At 40.0% G+C, this 18,666-nt stretch carries 17 protein-coding genes; 16 read left to right on the forward strand and 1 reads right to left on the reverse strand.

Going from position 1 to position 18,666, the window contains the following annotated elements:
• Positions 1-44: 44 nt before the first annotated feature.
• The 7 genes from ACO6S2_RS15360 (at position 45) to ACO6S2_RS15390 (ending at position 9,986) form a co-directional block, all read left to right on the forward strand.
• Positions 45-1,688 carry an acetolactate synthase large subunit gene (locus ACO6S2_RS15360; protein ID WP_422359441.1) on the forward strand — a complete coding sequence of 548 codons (1,644 nt, stop codon included), beginning with the start codon at positions 45-47 and terminating at the stop codon, positions 1,686-1,688.
• 22 nt (positions 1,689-1,710) lie between these two features.
• Positions 1,711-3,102 carry an aldehyde dehydrogenase family protein gene (locus ACO6S2_RS15365; RefSeq protein WP_422359442.1) on the forward strand — a complete coding sequence of 464 codons (1,392 nt, stop codon included), beginning with the start codon at positions 1,711-1,713 and terminating at the stop codon, positions 3,100-3,102.
• 356 nt (positions 3,103-3,458) lie between these two features.
• Entirely contained in the window at positions 3,459-5,618 is a 2,160-nt protein-coding gene (locus ACO6S2_RS15370) for a methyl-accepting chemotaxis protein (protein ID WP_422359443.1), read from the forward strand.
• Positions 5,619-5,647: 29 nt separating this feature from the next.
• Positions 5,648-6,145: a YfiR family protein gene (locus ACO6S2_RS15375; protein ID WP_422359444.1), complete on the forward strand. Its 498-nt coding sequence runs from the start codon at positions 5,648-5,650 to the stop codon at positions 6,143-6,145.
• Between the two features lie 77 nt (positions 6,146-6,222).
• On the forward strand, positions 6,223-8,565 hold the full coding sequence (locus ACO6S2_RS15380; protein WP_422359445.1) for a TonB-dependent receptor plug domain-containing protein: 2,343 nt from the start codon (positions 6,223-6,225) through the stop codon (positions 8,563-8,565).
• A 140-nt stretch (positions 8,566-8,705) separates the two neighbouring features.
• Positions 8,706-9,317: a hypothetical protein gene (locus ACO6S2_RS15385; protein ID WP_422359446.1), complete on the forward strand. Its 612-nt coding sequence runs from the start codon at positions 8,706-8,708 to the stop codon at positions 9,315-9,317.
• A gap of 183 nt (positions 9,318-9,500) precedes the next feature.
• Positions 9,501-9,986: a YfiR family protein gene (locus ACO6S2_RS15390; protein WP_422359447.1), complete on the forward strand. Its 486-nt coding sequence runs from the start codon at positions 9,501-9,503 to the stop codon at positions 9,984-9,986.
• A gap of 46 nt (positions 9,987-10,032) precedes the next feature.
• On the opposite strand, the gene ACO6S2_RS15395 is transcribed toward ACO6S2_RS15390, so the two are convergent.
• Positions 10,033-10,557: a hypothetical protein gene (locus ACO6S2_RS15395; RefSeq protein ID WP_422359448.1), complete on the reverse strand. Its 525-nt coding sequence runs from the start codon at positions 10,555-10,557 to the stop codon at positions 10,033-10,035.
• A gap of 192 nt (positions 10,558-10,749) precedes the next feature.
• Between ACO6S2_RS15395 and ACO6S2_RS15400 the strand changes: the two genes are divergently transcribed.
• The 9 genes from ACO6S2_RS15400 (at position 10,750) to ACO6S2_RS15440 (ending at position 18,448) form a co-directional block, all read left to right on the forward strand.
• A complete protein-coding gene (locus ACO6S2_RS15400; protein WP_422359449.1) occupies positions 10,750-11,538 on the forward strand; it encodes a LiaI-LiaF-like domain-containing protein in 789 nt (262 codons plus the stop codon).
• A gap of 114 nt (positions 11,539-11,652) precedes the next feature.
• Positions 11,653-12,363, forward strand: coding sequence for a LiaF transmembrane domain-containing protein (locus ACO6S2_RS15405; protein ID WP_422359450.1), 711 nt, complete (start codon positions 11,653-11,655; stop codon positions 12,361-12,363).
• 8 nt (positions 12,364-12,371) lie between these two features.
• A complete protein-coding gene (locus tag ACO6S2_RS15410) occupies positions 12,372-13,433 on the forward strand; it encodes a sensor histidine kinase (RefSeq protein ID WP_422359451.1) in 1,062 nt (353 codons plus the stop codon).
• Positions 13,434-13,436: 3 nt separating this feature from the next.
• Entirely contained in the window at positions 13,437-14,180 is a 744-nt protein-coding gene (locus ACO6S2_RS15415) for a LytR/AlgR family response regulator transcription factor (RefSeq protein ID WP_422359452.1), read from the forward strand.
• A gap of 13 nt (positions 14,181-14,193) precedes the next feature.
• Entirely contained in the window at positions 14,194-15,219 is a 1,026-nt protein-coding gene (locus ACO6S2_RS15420; RefSeq protein WP_422359453.1) for a serine hydrolase domain-containing protein, read from the forward strand.
• Positions 15,220-15,378: 159 nt separating this feature from the next.
• Positions 15,379-16,341, forward strand: coding sequence for a bifunctional helix-turn-helix transcriptional regulator/GNAT family N-acetyltransferase (locus ACO6S2_RS15425; protein WP_422359454.1), 963 nt, complete (start codon positions 15,379-15,381; stop codon positions 16,339-16,341).
• On the forward strand, positions 16,338-16,751 hold the full coding sequence (locus ACO6S2_RS15430) for a DUF2000 family protein (protein WP_422359455.1): 414 nt from the start codon (positions 16,338-16,340) through the stop codon (positions 16,749-16,751). The genes ACO6S2_RS15425 and ACO6S2_RS15430 overlap by 4 nt, the downstream gene beginning before the upstream one ends.
• A gap of 168 nt (positions 16,752-16,919) precedes the next feature.
• Entirely contained in the window at positions 16,920-17,873 is a 954-nt protein-coding gene (locus ACO6S2_RS15435) for a rod shape-determining protein (RefSeq protein WP_422359456.1), read from the forward strand.
• Between the two features lie 164 nt (positions 17,874-18,037).
• The gene (locus ACO6S2_RS15440; protein ID WP_422359457.1) at positions 18,038-18,448 is read left to right on the forward strand and encodes a hypothetical protein; all 411 of its coding nucleotides are present in this window, start codon (positions 18,038-18,040) and stop codon (positions 18,446-18,448) included.
• Positions 18,449-18,666: the final 218 nt, after the last annotated feature.

Genomic DNA, 18,666 nt, shown 5'->3' on the forward strand with positions numbered 1-18,666 from the left:
AAAGCCGTAAATTCAAAGTAGATCAAGCCAAAACTTAAAATGACATGACCAAAGCTTCTGATTTATTTGTTCAAGCACTGGAAAACGAAGGAGTCGAATACATCTTCGGTATTCCTGGAGAAGAAAACCTGGACCTGCTCAACTCATTGAAAGACTCCAACATTCGACTGATACTGACCCGACATGAACAAGGTGCCGGTTTTATGGCAGCTACCTATGGGCGCCTAACAGGAAAACCAGGGGTTTGTCTATCCACGTTAGGCCCTGGCGCCACTAACTTAGTGACTCCTGCCGCCTATGCCCAACTCGGTGCTATGCCTATGCTGATGATTACAGGTCAGAAGCCTATAAAAAAGAGTAAACAAGGCCGGTTTCAAATTCTTGATGTAGTGGACATGATGCGTCCAATCACCAAGTATACGAAACAGGTAGTAAGCGCCAATAACATTCCTTCAATCATACGAGAAGCCTTTCGTTTAGCATCTGAAGAGCGTCCTGGAGCCTCACATATAGAGTTGCCTGAAGATGTAGCAGCAGAATCAGGCGATGAACCACTATTCGATGTCCCAGCAGTGCGAAGACCAGCTCCAGACCCAAAAGCCATCAAAGAAGCCATTGACATGATCGAGGCTTCAAAAATGCCACTCATACTTATTGGCGCTGGAGCCAATAGAAAAAGAACAGGAAATGCGCTACTTAAACTGATCGAAAAAACTGGCATATATTTCTTCGATACTCAAATGGGAAAGGGAGTGGTTGACAATCGGCACGATCAGCATATTGGCACTGCTGCACTTTCATCCAATGACTATCTACATTATGCTATTGATAAGGCAGATTTAATTATCAATGTAGGTCACGACGTCATCGAGAAGCCTCCATTTTTCATGGAGCATGGAGGAAAGAAAGTGATTCACATCAATTTCTTCTCTGCCGAAGTAGATCAGGTCTACTTTCCTGATTTGGACGTCTTGGGAGACATTGCTGCCTCTGTTTGGGAAATCATGGAAGGCATCACCAAGCAGAAGCACTGGGATTTTAGTTTTTTCAAAAAAGTCGATGAAGAGGTAGAATCACACATATCAAAATATTTTCAGGACGACAGATATCCGATGTTACCTCAGCGCATCGTCAATGAAATAAGAAAGCTTATGCCACCAGATGGTATTGTCACCTTGGACAATGGCGTATACAAAATATGGTTCGCCCGAAACTATAAATGTTACGAACCCAATACGCTGCTACTTGACAATGCGCTAGCCACCATGGGGGCTGGTTTGCCTTCGGCGATGGCTGCTAAACTTATTCATCCTGACAAAAAAGTAATAGCAGTATGTGGAGACGGAGGTTTCATGATGAATTCTCAGGAACTAGAAACTGCCGTCAGAGAAAAACTGCACGTAGTAATCATTATACTTAATGACAATGCATATGGCATGATCAAATGGAAACAGGAAGGTATGGGCTTCGATAATTATGGTCTGGACTATAACAACCCAGATTTTGTAAAATATGCAGAAAGCTACGGTGCCATAGGTCATAGAATATCAAGTGATGCTGATTTTAGCGAAACCTTAACACATTGCCTAAATACCGATGGAGTTCATTTGATTGACTGTCCGGTGGATTACTCTCTCAACCATGCCATTCTGAATGTTAAAATCAAAGAAAAAGCAAAAGCACTCTAATCCAAATACCAATATTATTACCATGTCAAAACTATCAGTTTACGCCCCATTTGATCAATCCTTAATCAAAGAAATTCCACTGGCTACCAGTAAAGAAATGGATGAAACCATTGAACGAGCCCATGCACTATTCTTGGATCAATCAAAATGGTTGCCAAAGCACAAAAGAGTAGAAATACTCGAAAACATTGCCTTTCTGATGGAAGAACGGTCCGAAGAAATCATACAGGTATCGGCCATGGAAGGTGGCAAACCCTGGATGGATACTGAGGTAGAAATGAAACGTGCCATCAATGGCGTGAAGCTGGCTATCGAAAACATGGGGCATCTGAAAGGTGAAGAAGTAGCTATGGGCCACACCGCTTCATCTGCCAACCGGATGGCCTATACCATGCGTGAGCCTATTGGTGTGGTAGCTTCTGTCAGCGCCTTCAACCATCCAATCAACTTGATCATTCACCAAACTATACCAGCCATAGCTGTAGGTAGTCCTGTGATTATCAAACCTGCACCCACTACTCCTCTCACCTGCCTGCTTTTAGTGGAAATTTTTGAATCTGCGGGTTTACCAAAAGGCTGGTGCACAGCCATGCCGTGCGAAAATGAGGTAGCTGAGCAGCTAGTAACCAGTCCAAAGGTCAATTTCTTTTCTTTCATCGGATCGGCCAAAGTTGGCTGGTACTTAAAATCTAAGTTGGCGCCAGGCACAAGATGTGCACTAGAGCATGGCGGAGCAGCGCCTGTCATTATTGAGCCAGATGCAGAGATTAAAACCATGATTCCAGCACTGGTGAAAGGTGGTTTTTATCATGCCGGTCAGGTGTGTGTTTCTGTGCAACGCATCTATGCCCACGAATCAATCGTAGATGAGGTGGTTGAAGAAATGGACTCACAAGTACGGGCCTTAAAGTCTGGCAACCCTTTAGATAAGGAAACGGAAGTAGGGCCTCTTATTTTACCTAAGGAAGTTGATAGAGTACATCAGTGGGTATCGGAAGCCAAAGACAAAGGAGCTAAAATTATTTGTGGTGGTCAGAAACAATCAGACACCTTCTACGAACCCACAATTATTTTGAACCCTTCAGATGACTGCAAAGTATCCTCGCAAGAAATTTTTGGTCCAGTCGTTTGCGTATATTCCTACACCGATCGTCAGGAAGCTATCAACAGAGCCAATTCACTAGAATTTGCCTTTCAATCTTCCGTGTTCACTAAAGATATCAATGTTGCCTTAGACACTGTGAAAAAACTTAATTCAACAGCCGTCATGGTCAATGACCATACAGCTTTCAGAGTAGATTGGATGCCTTTTGGAGGGCGGGACTCGTCGGGCCTTGGACTAGGCAGTATTCCTCATTCTATGCACGATATGACACGGGAAAAACTAATGGTGATTAAAAGCCATGTTTTGTAAAAATGATTAAGGTCATGTTTTATTGATTTTTTCATCAATCCTGAAATTTCTTTTTCTTAGGTAAATATTTGATATTTTAAAGTCTTCTTTAAGTGTTTTATATCCTTTAAAAACTATTTCCCTACGATTATCACATCGCACTACTTTTTTACCTATATGTACCTACATATAACTATACGTATATTCTCCTAATCGAAAATTGAGTAGTTCCGCTTATTGTCTTAAACAACTTCACCATTGTACTTTTGTGGAAAGTTAATTCTGATATGATTTATTGACCGATAGAATTAACATTTATAAACTCAGTTTGCACTGATTTTAGTAACTTAAAGTCAGGACATAACAGAATCAACATAATGATGGAGCTTAGGCATCTGATAAAACTTAATTTCACTATCGGACGAAAAATCCGACTTAGCTTTTACATACTCATAGGTGTTATTGCCTTAAATGGTCTTTACACATATAGTACGCTAAACAATAGCATTGACCTCCTCAATAAAGTCTTCAAAGACGTATATCCAACACTCGATACCTACGGAGATTTTAGAAACCTTATCAAAGACAGTAAAGCCTACTCAACCAATTGGGTCTATGTAAGCCGATACGAAAAGGATAAAGAAAAACTCAGAGTTATCCATAAAGAGACTTATCCGGCGCTAAAAGAAAAACTTCAAACGATCATCACCACCACGCATCCGGAGGAAGCTGAAGTTATAGGGTCTATTTTAGAAACCTATGAGTCCATTCTGGAAGATCAGAAAACTATCATGGAGAGTCTTAATTCTGCATTAGCTTATGAAGATGCCATGACACTTTTTGTATGTGAAGACTTAGTAGAAGGAAACATCATTCCAATTTGTGATGAACTGATCGAAAGACTAGATGCTACGATGGCAGCCAAATCTGCTGAAACCAATAGCATCAGTCTAGAAATGGAAGATTCATTCTCGGATTTGAGCTTAGCCATTTTTATATTGGGGTTAGTAGGTGCAGTTTTTGGATTGGTTATATCAGGTTGGCTGTCAAGAAATATCACTAAACCTGTGAAAGCCCTACAAGCAAAAATTGCTCAAATACGCCTTGGTGAAATACCAGAATCTATCTCTGTCATGAACAATGACGAAATCGGAGAAATGAGCCATGGTATTAATTCGCTCATTCAAGGTTTTAGGTCTTCATCTGAATTTGCAAGTGAAGTTGGAAAAGGTAATTTGGAAGCAGAATTCCAGGCCCTGAGTGAAAACGACGTTCTCGGTCATGCCTTGCTTTCTATGAGATCAAATCTCAAAGAAGTAATAAATGAGACTAATGAGGTCGTTAAAGCCGCTGGCGAAGACGGTAGACTAGATACGCGGATATCAACAGAGGCTAAAGCAGGCGCTTGGTTAGATCTTAGTGATGCCATCAATCATTTACTTCATTCCATTGCAACGCCAATTCTTGAGGTCAACAAAATTGTGACTGCTCTTGCTGATGGTGACCTAACACATAAATACCAGTTAGATTCGAAGGGAGATATTTATACACTTGTTAGCAACTTAAATAAGGCCACTTCCAACCTCAACAATCTTTTGGTTCAAATTACTGATAGCGCCAGCGTAGTGGAAGAGGCATCTACAGAAATGCTCAATGCCAGTGAAGAAATGTCTTCTAACACAGGGGAAATTGCATCGGCCATTGGACAAATGAGCACTGGTGCTCAGAATCAGGTAGTTAAAGTAGATGAAGCGTCCAATTTAGTAGAAGGGATTAGAAATTCATCCAATGAGATGGGTAGTAAAGCCGCAAATATTAATGAAGCTGCTAAATCTGGTGTAGAAAGCAGTAAGAAAGGAAGAGAAATGGTAGACAACGTGGCTACTAGTATGGAAGAAATTGCGGTCTACTCGGTAAAAACTAATGACTCCATTAAAGTACTAACTCAGAGGTCCGAAGAAATCACAAGAGTTCTAGGAGTAATTACTGAAATCGCCTCACAGACCAACTTATTGGCATTGAATGCAGCTATCGAAGCAGCTCAGGCTGGTGATGCTGGTAGAGGGTTCGCAGTAGTAGCAGAAGAAATTAGAAAACTAGCCGAAGACTCAAGAAGCTCTGCTCGAGAGATTGAAACCTTAGTCGCTGATGTGCAAAAGGACACTGAGCAAGCAGCTCAAGTAATGGAAACCATGAATCAGAGTGTAAAGGTGGGCGGACAAGCCTCTACCGAAGCTTCTGAGGTATTTAAAGAAATTGCAGATTCTACCACCCGAACCCTATCCTATTCAGAGGAAATTGTGAATGCAACTCAAACACAACAGACAGATATTGGCAAGGTAGTCTCTATCACTGAATCTGTAGTTGTCATTGCAGAACAAACAGCAGCAGGTACGGAAGAAGTGGCTAGTTCGGCCACAGAGTTATCTTCTGGAATGGAAAATTACAGCCAAAAGTCAGAGCAGCTGACTCATGTCGCCACAGAATTAAAAGGCAGTATGAGTAAATTCAAACTGGCTAAAAACGAAGACATTTAATCAAAGAAACTGACTCAAATTAGAACTTCATGAAGCAAAGTAAAATCATATTTGGATTAGTACTTTTTCTGGTGCTGGCATTTACAAACAGTAGTCATGCCCAGGAAAGTAAATTCAAAGCGCTGTTCATTTACAAGTTTGCCGAATATATAGAGTGGCCATCTGGTAAAAAAAATGTAACTGTAGGAATGGCTGGCAAATCTGGAGTGTCCAAAGAGCTATCAAACTTTGCCGCCTCCAAAGGTAACATGACTGTCTTAGATATCGGAGGCCCAAGTGATACCGGAAAGTGTGATATCATTTTTCTGCCAAACTCAGAAGATTCAAAAATCGCGGACTATAATTCTGCTATTGGTGGCAAGAGTGTTTTGGTTGTCTCAGAAAACAGTGAGCTCGCAGGAAAAGGATCCGATATCGGATTCTACTTAGATAGTGGAAAACTAAGGTTTCTAATCGACGAGAAAAGTATCAGAAATAAAAAAATGACACCTAGCTCCAAACTTCTGGCGTTGGGCAAACCAATCTAACTAGGAAAAGCCTTTAAATCAGGAAAATTCAAGCTTTCGAAAGATTGCATGGAAGAATACACCCTAAATAAAAAACTATGAAGCATTTTAAAAACATCCTTTTCTATCATCTGCTAGGCATGAGCATGATGATGAGTCCAAGTTTATTGGGACAGGATATTGACGACAACATGTTTGACATGTCATTGGAAGATTTGATGAATCTTGAAATCACTTCAGTTTCGAAAAAGGCAGAAAGACTGCAAGATGTATCATCTTCTATATACGTGGTGACTTCTAGGGATATAGAACACTCTGGTGCCACTACCCTACATGAAGTATTAAGATTAGTTCCTGGCTATTGGGGTGTACAAGATGAATACTCTAATGCCGAATCGAATGTTCGCTACTCACAGGTAACTAACGGATTGACTGGAACTGTTCTTTATCTATTGGATGGTACTCCCATTCAGGATTTGATGTCATCCTCGTTTTCATTTAGAAATTTCGACATTCCATTAGACGAAATTGATAGAATCGAGGTAATTCGTGGGTCTGGAGGAACAATCTACGGAGCAAACTCAGCGACAGGTGTAGTAAATATATTCACTAAAAGCCCAGACAACTATGATGGTATAAATGCAAGAGCAGAAGGAGGCTCTGCAGGGTATGTTGCCACTAGCCTAAGAGCTGGCGGAGTATTGAGTGATAAATTTTCAATATCTGGTTATGGAAAAATGAGACTTTTCAAAGGATGGGAATCATTGGCCGGAAAAGATGAAAATGGAGACCCAATCGTGGCCAACAGTAGATTCACAGAAGACTTTGAGAAAATAGACATGTTCAGTCTAGGGATGAAAGCGAAATACAAAGTCAGTGAACAAGGTTCCTTGTCGTTGAACACTCATCTCAACACACTGAAAACTACAGACTATAGCAGCTACTTTGGAGATGATTTTGCTTTCTCGGGCAATGATATACTGATTGAAAATGAAGTGAAGGCTGCGCGATTCGTTGGCAATCTAAGATATGATCATAGCTTTAATGAAAATCATAGTTTGTTTGTACGAGCCTCTACAAACACAGAAGAAGATTTCAATCGTCTTTCTGGAGGGTTTGAAATCTCAAACGCTACCTATGATTTTGAAATTCAAGACAACATATCACTAGGAGACAAGAATGATTTGAGCCTTGGATTTAACTATAGAATAAATAAAATTGATGTTCACGACATCAATTCTACCAGTGCCGTAAACTATGTAGATCCGCAAAGCACCGAGTCTTTAAAAGGAGCATTCATTCAAGACAAAATCAAATTGTCGGATGGCAAACTAAACTTCTTATTGGGAATCAAAGCGGAAAACTATTCGTTGGTTAATGATGATTTTTACTTGTCACCAATGGCTAAAGTGAGCTACATTCCTACAGAAAACCTAACCTTATGGGGAGGTTTTACTCAGTCATTTAGTACGCCTGGATTCAACAATACCAACATTGATTTGTACTTATTTCAAACTCCAGCCAGAAGTGCATGGCAAGGAGTAGTGTATCAGCAAACATACCAAGCAGCAATTGACGGAGGGGCAGATGATGCCACTGCTCAGGCTACGGCAGATGCATTCATAGCATCGGCTGCCGGTCAAGCTACTGTGGATGGCTTGGTTGCTGCCAACCCTAGTGTAGCCGTGAAAAATGGTTCTAGCACGGTGCCAACAAGGTTCAGAACCTGGGAAGCTGGTTTTAGAGCGAATATCGATAATCAGTTGACCTTTGAGTCTAATTTTTACTACACTAATATTCAAGATGGTATTGGCATATCTCCTGAAGCGGCAGCTGAGCAAAATTCAGAATCTGCTACTCAACCAGGCCGCTTTGCCACGTACTACTTGTATGGCAACTATGTTGAAGGCACTACATTCGGAACTGAAAGTACGGTAAAAATCATTCCGGTACATGGTGTGACATTCGAACTCACTCACTCCTACTTGAAATCTACCTGGAAACTTCAGGAAAATCCAGATTTTGATGTGAATGACCCAAACATAGTAACAGACAGAGATCGCACACCAGATGTATCTAAGGTACCTTCACATGTATTCAGGTTTAAAGGAGATTTCGACCTTCCAAGACAAATCAATTTTAGCATGAGTATGATTTATGGTACAGAGTTTAGTTCCCAAGGCAACTATCTACCAACTCAAGAACGTTTTGAAAACATTGCTCTTCCTGAAGCGAATACTTCCGTAGTAGCGCCAAATGGAGAACGTACCATTATCAATGTTCGGATAGAGAAAAAGTGGATGGATGGAGACCTGACGGGTTATGCATTTGGAAATGACATTTTCAACGATGGCGTTGAAGCCAATGCAAAGCCGGTTTTTAACGTCACCAGAACGCAAATTGGTGCAATGTTTGGGCTTGGTCTAAACTATAAATTTTAATCATCCACCTGATTTAAAATTTTGTGGGAAGAATTGAGGGGGAAAAGCCATTCCATTCCGATAGTTATCGGGATCGGAATGGCTTTTTATTTCACTTCTTTCAATTCTTACAACTATTTTAGCGACTTTAATAGTCACCCATGCAAAAAGCCACCAAAGCCGACGAAAGACTCGTCATTGACATCATTGCCGAATCTTTTCCTTACAATCCCAGTGTACTTTCTGTTATAAAAAATGACAAGAAAGAACCTCAACGCATGCGTTGGTTGGCTCAGTATGTATTTCGAACTGCCTTGCGCAGAAATGCCATTTTCATTTCTTCAGACCGCACAGGAGTAGCCGTGTGTTATAGATTCAATAGCCATAAAGAAAACTTGATGGACTATTGGAATCAGCTGCTATTGGCCTTTACTGCCATCGGCATTGAGCGAATTTTCAAAGTGCTGAAAAGAGATAGCTATGTGAAAAAGCAAAGGCCCAAATCTGGTAATTTTATGTATTTCTGGTTTTTTGGAGTTAGCAATGCCGGTAAGGGAAAAGGAGCAGCTTACGAACTCCAAAAGGCAGTTTTTGAAGATGCCGAAAAACAAAACCTACCCATCTACCTCGAAACATCAATAGCTAAGAACAAAAGGGTTTATGAAAGGTTTGGATTTGAAGTATATCACACCTGGGATTACCAAAGCGAGGGTATTACGCTTTGGTTTATGCGAAGTCAACCGACCTTAGAGCGAGCAGCGAGGTCTGTTTAAACAAATAATTCGTTATTCGAGGCAAGACTGGGGATATAAACCCTCACTCTGTGAGTAAATTACGCATATACCCTACGAATTTCAGAGAATACTCTATTGATAGGGATTTCCCTTATGACCATCTTTGCATGGTAGGAATTAGTAAAACGAACTAATTTCTGCATCCACTTAAAAAACTTAAAAATGAGATCATTTGTAGTAGCAGCACTATGCATGACTTTGAGTTTCTCGGCATTTTCGGATGAACAGGATAAATTCAAGGCTTTGCTTGTTTACAAATTCACAGAATACATTGTCTGGCCTAACAACCCTTCTGTGATTAAGGTGGGCGTAATGGGAAACTCTCCTATTTATGCAGAATTGGTTCGATTTGCTTCGCGCAAAGAAAACTTAGAGGTGGTCAAATTGAACAACACCAGCGACGCTGAAAAATGTCATTTGGTCTACTTATCCAAAGCACAAGGTGGTTTGATTAAACCACTATATGCTAGTTTGTACGAAAAAAGTGTTCTACTCGTAAGTGAAGACAAAGATCATATTCAAAAAGGCGCCAATGCTGTGATCTACATTTCCGAAGGAAAACTTAAGTACATCATGAACGAACAATCCATCTCTATTAAAGGGATGATCCCTAGTAAGAGATTGGCCTCTTTGGGAGAGACATTATAAGCCGAAAGGTAGTAGTTAGAAAAAGGTATAAGTGAAGTAGTCTCGGCTACTTCACTTTTTTTGCGTCAAAACTGGAAAAATTTAACAGCCAGGTTTCCCCGCCGTCATAAGAACGATCCATCTTGAATGAATAGCTGTCAGGCTTGATATCATAATACTCAAATCGTTCTAAAAATTCACCATTACCGTCATAGCCCTTACCAGTGGTTACGAGCTTACCATTCGACATCACGCCTGATATATCAGTTATGCCGTTTATTCCTGGCATCACCCACACAATTTGATATTTCCCCGACCTCCTATTATAACTCCTTATGCTCGTTCCCCTAAACACTACATTGTCATTAGGATCTAAAGCATAAAAATCATCCTGAATAGCCGCTTTATCCAAAATATAATACGCTTTGGTTCGGGCCTTGCCCATCATCACCGATCCATCTGGTCGACTGGCCTTTGTGGTCAACTCCCATTCTCCAATAAAGAATTCTATTTTTTTAAGACCTTCATTTTGAGCTTGAACATGTGTCAAGGCCGAACATATGACTAAAGTTAAAAGGTAAATACGTTTCATGTTTTTTTGAGTTTTTGGTTTTGACTTAAACAGCCCAAGTCGCGATTCCCCTTAAATTAAAAACCTAGCTGAGGGAAGTTAATTATACTGCACTCCGGTTTTACCGATACTATTCCCGGGTTGGCCGATTCATGTTATACAGGCTATGATTCCAGTCGTAATATTGTATCGTAATCAATAACTCACAATACCATGTCACAACGTACATCACAAAAAACACCATCATCCAATTCCAGATCAGGAATTTTAGGAATTATTCTAATCGCTCTAGGAGGTTTATTTCTGCTTGACAATTTAGATTTGATTCCTTACGAAATCTCTTATTATCTATTCAATTGGAAGGGAATCATGATCATGATCGGAGCACTATTCCTTTCTTCCAAAGAAAACAAAACCCCAGGCATTATACTTATGGCCGTAGGCGGTTTCTTCATTATGTCAGATGTCCTGTCTTATGAGTTTGATTGGCATTGGTATGATACACGCAAATTATTCTGGCCTGTACTTCTCATAGTCATTGGATTGGTGATACTAAGCAGAAAAAGCAAGAGTCCTATAGTATCGGCACATGTTTTTACTGTTGGAGATGAAGATCTTAATGCTGAAACGGGCGAAAAAACCGTACCCAATGATTCAGATCATATCAACGTCACCGCCGTGCTGGGAGGAGGCGATATGTCCATCACTTCTGATAATTTTCAAGGAGGAAAAGTAACAACAGTTATGGGTGGAGGCACCTACGACCTCAGCAATTGTAAATTGGCCGACGGAACACAAGAAATAGACATTCTCATTCTGATGGGAGGAGCCAATTTCATCGTACCAGCAGATTGGAATGTACGACTCGAAGTTACTTCTATCTTTGGTGGATATAGCGATTGTAGAAAATCAACTTCGGACGTAAAGACCGATACTACTAAAGAATTGCTAATCAAAGGTACCGTATTGTTTGGCGGAGGAGAAGTAAAAAACTACGTGTAAGATATAAACTCAGAATAACCAAACACTCTGTCACCCAGTGAGCCGATTGGCACCTGGGTGATTTTTAAAAATCAAACAACTCGCCGTATCTTGTAGATCAGAATCCAAACACAAATGAGACATCACAAAACAGAAGATAGATCAAATATCATAGGCATTATTCTGGTATGTGTTGGCGGAGCGTTCTTACTCGTCAATTTCAACCTCCTTCCTATGGTAATCGAAAACTTAGTTTTCAACTGGAAAGGAATTGTCCTACTCATCGGACTGATTGTTTTGGCAACAAAACCCAACAAACTGCCTGGCATATTAATGGTGGGAGTTGCCAGTTATTTCATCATAGCCAGTTACGTATGGCAGGAATATCACATCAACATAGGTATGAGCAGAATCTTCTGGCCAGGTTTGATGATAGCCGCTGGTTTTCTGCTTTTGAACAAAAGAAAAATAGAATTTAAACGAAAAGTGACCGGGGAATCTTTCGACTATCTCAATGACTCCAATATCATGGGTGGAGGAGAAGTGAAAGTTCGATCAGAACAATTCAAAGGAGGCCAAACCAGTGCAGTATTTGGAGGAGCCAGCTATGATATGACTGGGTCCAAACTCGCAGAAGGCAATCACACGTTAGAAGTTATGGCAGTGTTTGGAGGGTTTACTTTCATTGTTCCTTCGGACTGGGAAGTACAGATGGAGGTTACAGCCATCTTTGGTGCTTTGGTGGACAAACGGAAATTTGTAAAGCCTGCGGAATCTGACACCAAAAAAGTGCTTCGCATCAAAGGCTTCGTTTTGTTTGGAGGCGGAGAAATCAAAAATTACTAACCTAGCCTATGATCAACCCTATTCTAAAAAACAGAGAGCATCTGCTGGTCTACGGGCTTTTTTGGTTGCTGCTCACCATCATTCATACTATGCTCTTACATTGGGGGCAGCAGGTAGAATGGTCATTGGCTCTTGCCGAAGCCACTATATATGGACTGGGGTTTGCCTTAGTTGGATTAAGCATCTGGTTTATTGTTCGGTTCACAGGCCTTACAGAAGGAAGCTTATGGAATGCAGTTATGAGTCATATTGCAGCTGGTGCTCTGCTTATTTTTATATGGTTAGCTACTAGTTATTTTATTACAGGATATCTGTTGGGGTATGAATCCTCTATACGTCAGGCGTCAATTGAGAAACTTTGGTGGAGAATTGCTTTGGGTGCGGTATATTATCTTCTGGTGGCCTTGGTTTATTATCTATTGATCTTCTACGAAAACTATAAAGAAAAGCAGATCAGGGAGATTGAAATGCAATCAACCCTGAAAGAAACAGAGCTGAGTATGCTAAAAGCTCAGATCAATCCACACTTCATCTTCAACAGCCTGAATTCCATCAGTTCGCTAACACTGACGAGACCTGAAGATGCCCATGAGATGATCGTAAAACTTTCCTCCTTTTTGAGATATACGATAGGTCATTCCGAAACAGAACTTGTTCCCTTGAGCCAGGAAATTGAAACCATACAGCTTTATCTAGAGATTGAAAAGTTAAGATTTGGTAAGAAGCTCGAAGTAAATTTCGAAGGAGTAGATGCTATTCCAAACTCAGCCAATCTACCCAACCTGATACTTCAGCCGTTGATTGAAAATGCCATAAAATATGGCGTATATGAAAGTACGGAGGCCAGTACCATATCTGTAGTAATCTCATATAGCGATAGACATCTGCAAATAGAAATCACCAACAGCACAGAAGACGACTCTATAGTCCACAAAGGAAAAGGCATAGGCTTGAAAAATGTAAGGGGAAGATTGCAACTCATCTATGAAAGTGCTGACCTATTAGAAACCTACAAGGAAGAAAACAAATACAAAGTACAACTGACCATCCCTCAACTAGACCAAAACTAAACTATGTGTGCTTATAGAGTAATCATCATCGACGACGAACCGCCAGCCAGAGAAGTAATCAAACACTTCCTAAAAGACCATGAAGACCTCGAACTGGTAGGCGAAGCAGAAAATGGTTTCGATGGACTTAAATTGATTCAAACTCAAAATCCCGATTTGATTTTTTTGGATATACAAATGCCTAAACTGACTGGCTTTGAATTACTGGAACTGATCGATCAACCACCTACCATCATTTTCTCCACGGCATACGATCAGTATGCGCTCAAAGCATTCGAACAGCACGCGGCCGATTATCTGCTCAAACCTTACAATCGCGAACGGTTTGAAGAGGGACTAACCAAAGCACGAACGCTCATGAGTAAACCCTCCTCCCCTCTAGCCACAGAGGCCCTCGTACAAGATTACCTTCATGAACCCACTCACCGACTCGTAGTGAAAGATGGCACCAAAATAGACATTATTCCTGCGGACGAGGTGATTCGTATTGCTGCACAAGATGACTATTCAGAAATCATTACCGCCAAAGGAAAGCACCTGAAGAAGCAAACGATGAAGCACCTGGAACAAGTGCTTGATCCCATCAAGTTTGTTCGCGTACATCGATCCTCGATCGTACAAGTATCACAAATAGCCAAGATCGACAAGTACGGCAAAGAAACCCATCTGGCCCAACTTAAAAATGGTGATGAAGTGGTGGTGAGTGCTACCGGCTATGCCAAATTGAAAGAATTATTAGGTTGGTAAATCAAAACATGTGATGACAACAAATAGAACCAAAACAATACTTCGAATTTCACTCGCCGTAGGCACAGTAGTTTCCTTATTTTTTGTACCCTGGTTGTTGGTGTATGCATGGATTTTGCCCCTACCAGACACCATTCAGGAACAACTCGATCAAGCCATCGATCATGGCTTTGATGGGATGATTGTGTACATAGATCAGCCAGACCCGGCGACTCAGTTTTATGCCTCTGGCTGGCATGATAGAGAATTAAAAATTCCAGCCAAATCTGACGCATTGTTCAAAATCGCCAGCATTAGCAAGTTATATGATGCTGTAGCAGTTACTAAACTTGTAGGTGACGGACGTCTGTCACTTGACAAAACAATTGCAGACTATCTGCCAGAGTTGGTGGGTAGGATTGAATATGCAGATGAAATCACTTTGAGATTACTGATTCAGCATCGTAGTGGCATTCCCAATTTCACCGACGCACCCAACTTTTGGGGAACTCCACCAGCATCCTATGAGGAGAACCTTGCTCTGATTTTAGACCAACCGGCCAACTTTGAACCCGACGAAGATTATGAATACTGCAACACCAATTACCTGCTCATCAATAAGATCATGGATAATGTGTTGGGGTATGAAAATTTTCAATTTAAAGAGGAAAAAATCCTCTCTCCTCTTGACTTGAAAAACACTTTTGCCTCCTTGGATGAAGTAAATATGGATAATGTAATGAGTGGCTATCATGTAGGTCATCCCTATGATCTGAAAAGCGACAGTCGTGGCATGGTAGCTACTGCTGAAGATGTGGGTATTTTCTTAAGGGCGCTAAACAATGGGGCTTTGTTGACTAATGGCGAACAAGAAATCTATGCATCCCTATACAAGTATGAACACGGCGGCTGGATACCTGGCTATCAAAGTTTTGCCAGCTATCATAAGGATATTGACACTGTAGTTATTCAATTTTACAGCACTACGGATGCTAAGTTGTACCTGTGGAATTTATCTGAAATCATCAATAGTCGAATTGTTGATATTATTCGGAAGTAATGTTCCAACACCAAACTACTTGTACAGGAGATAGATAAAATTGAGTAAGAACTAAGAGTACCCTACCCATGATTACGGCCAAATCAAACTAGTCCAATCAACTTTCAAATTATAAAATTTTGATATATTTGTAACTAGTTACGTATTTAATTACTTAGTATGGATTTTGATAAAATAGGAGTTATGGCATTAGGAAGCCGGTTAAGAGCTTTAAGCGAAACCGTTACTAAAGATGCACAGCACATATATACCATGTATGGCGTAGAGCTAAAACCTAAATGGTTCCCGGTATTCTATGTTTTATCTCAGCAAAATCGGGAGAAGACTATTACCTCAATCGCCAAGGAAATAGGGCATTCTCACCCATCCGTGATAAAAATTGTCAGGGAAATGTCACAAGCAGGATTGGTCCTGGAGCGAAAGGACAAATTAGATGGTAGAATAAACAATATACTGTTGACCAAAAAAGGAATTAAAACATCTAAAAAAATACAAGACCAATATGTGGATGTTGAAAACGCAATTGAACGGACATTAGAACTGACAACTCACAATATTTGGAAGGCTATTCAAGAATTTGAATACTTATTACAAGAAAAGCCTCTTATAGCCAGAGTACAGAAAGAAAAGAAAAGTAGAGAATCCTCAACCATAAAAATCTTAGATTATTTGCCTGAACACCATACCGCTTTCCGGCGATTGAATGAAGAATGGATAACAAAATACTTCAAACTCGAAGAAGCGGACAAAAAAGCATTAGACAACCCAAAGGAGTACATACTTGACAAAGGAGGTCGAATCATTGTCGCTCTCGAGGCTCAGGAAGTGCTAGGAGTTTGTGCTTTGCAAAAAATGAACGATGCAAAGTATGATTTTGAATTGGCAAAAATGGCTGTTTCTCCGAAAGCGCAAGGCAAAGGCATTGGCCTCCTATTAGGAACATCCATTATAGAAAAAGCGAAGGCATTGGATGCCTCTAGCGTTTATCTTGAAAGTAATACTGCCTTAAAACCTGCGATTTCATTATATGAGAAACTGGGCTTTAAAAAGGTTGTTGGACACCACACACCCTATGAAAGGTGCAATATCCAAATGGAACTGAATCTAAATTATAAAAAATGAACTTCGAAAATAAAATAGCTATCATCGTTAAAAACGATCTATTGAATTGGCAAAAGTTAAATGTTGCATCATTTTTGGCGAGCTCTGTAGCAATAAATTTCCCTGAGACACATGGCAAACCATTTATCAATGCTTCACAATCAGAGTACCTTCCTTTTATTAAGCAGCCCATTCTAATTTATAAGGCTGACGACCAGCCACAAATGGATAGGGTATTTTCAAGAGCCAAAGAAAGAAACTTAAGCATTGGCATATACCCCTACTCCTTGTTTTCTACAAAGAATGAAGAGCAAAATCATTTGGAGATGAGCAAACTCACTGACGATTGCTCAAGCTTAGTAGGAATTGTTATCTATGGAGAAAACAAAAAAGTAAACAAGGCGCTGGATGGACTTATGTTTCATTCATAGTATTGGGTTAACCATATCTCTTCGAAAAAATCCAATTACATTGTTAATTCCAATTTCAAACATGTTATTAATCCACTAGATTTGGAAAAAGCATTAAGCGGATAACACAATTAGCGGTTGCCACTTGTTAAGCGAGACTATTGCAGAATAATATCAACAATTTTTAGAATGGGATTTTTTGATTTTTTAAACGGTACACTAGCTATTGAAGCAGGCAGCTCTTGCCTGAGGATTATCAAAGATGGAGATATCGTTTACAATGAACCTACCGCTATATCATTTAACCCCAATGATAATAGGGTGTCTGGAGTTGGTAATAGTATTAATAGCACCCCTCCAAATAAAATCATTGAACCTTTCAATTATGTTATAAGTGATTTCGTCGGGTTTGAATCGTGCCTAAGAGGCGCTATCAAAAAAATTGATAATCAAGTATCATTATTCCCTAAAAGCTATAAGATGTTTTTTTCCATTCCAATTGGAACAACTGAAATTGAAAAACGAGCTTTTAGAGATTCTGCTGAACATGCTGGAGCAAAAGAAGTTTGCATGATACATAGCCCGTACTGCACAGCACTAGAGCTTAACTTGCTAAAGGAAGTCAGAGACTTTCTAATAGTAGATTTTAGTAAGAGCAAATTTGAAGTTACAATGTTTTGCAATTCAATTCCGGTAAGCGAAGGAACTTTGCGTTTGGGAACACAGCAAATTGAAAACTTGGTGAAAAACCACATTTATCGTTCATTTAATATTTTACCAGCTGAAGATGAAGTTAGGCTGCTTCTGAGTTCAACATTCTCAAATCAAAATCACGTTATGCTACAGCACAAGGAAGTGGAATTATTAAAAGTTGAGGAGTTAATTGATCATTACTTAACTTTCGTTATAGACGAACTCTTTACTTGTATTGATACTGTTAAAAACTCGAGTAAAAACGAAGCACTTGGAAGGGGAATCTATTTTACTGGCGGTGGAGCAAAGTATGAGAACATATGCCAACTTATTGCAAAAAGACTGAATCTAGTTTCAAACCTAAGTGCAAACCCGTTGCATGACAACGTAAATGGGCTTTCAAAAATCATGGCAAACCCAAAGGGTTTTGAAGAATTTTTGATGAACTAAAAATACACTTAACATGACAATCTCTCCATGGAAATTGCTGCTAAATTTGAGTGCTTCAGTTTCTAGTTGCACTAGAAAATCACAGATTTTCCTACATTGTAACCGAAACAACAACACACGTCAAATGCCACAGATGATGGGCGGACGCCATATGGCATGACCAAATGAATAGATTAACCAAAATTCTAATTGCAACAACTATAGTGGTTAGCTCCTTAGCATTACTAGGTTATGGATTTTTGGTGCTTATGAGTGGAATGCATCCAATTCCTCCTAAAAAGATCTTACTAGAAGAACTAACAGAAACAAAAACGGTTGAAATACGAGCTAATGAAAATCAAGAGCATATCCATGGACTACTTCTAGAGCTTAGAGGAAACATTTCAGACAGCCTAAGCTTTAGTATTGGCTTCGATGACTCAACCAACTACAGAACCGAACGACTCACATCGGGTGAAGTAGATTATAAGTTCAGTTCAGACTGGTATTCTACTTTATGCCTCCTAACATTCGAACCAACTCAAGGAAGAGTAAGTGGAGACATTCAAATTGAATACAAATTTTACGGAGAATAAGGTATATAACATGGTGTAAGCACGAATGCCTTTGCGAGCTTACCGAATCAATGCTAGTAACACACCACCGCCCTCGCGGAATCTCCAGAATGCCGATAACACATTCGTGGTTTCCTTGGCAGTCTAAATCTAGCTAATGGCTAAACACACTTTTGCGGTTGTGCGCGGATCGGCTATCTTTCTACTTTAACCAAACTGTGAGAGTATATCGTCCTACA

It is taken from the genome of Reichenbachiella sp. (assembly GCF_965233835.1).
Taxonomy (GTDB): domain Bacteria; phylum Bacteroidota; class Bacteroidia; order Cytophagales; family Cyclobacteriaceae; genus Reichenbachiella.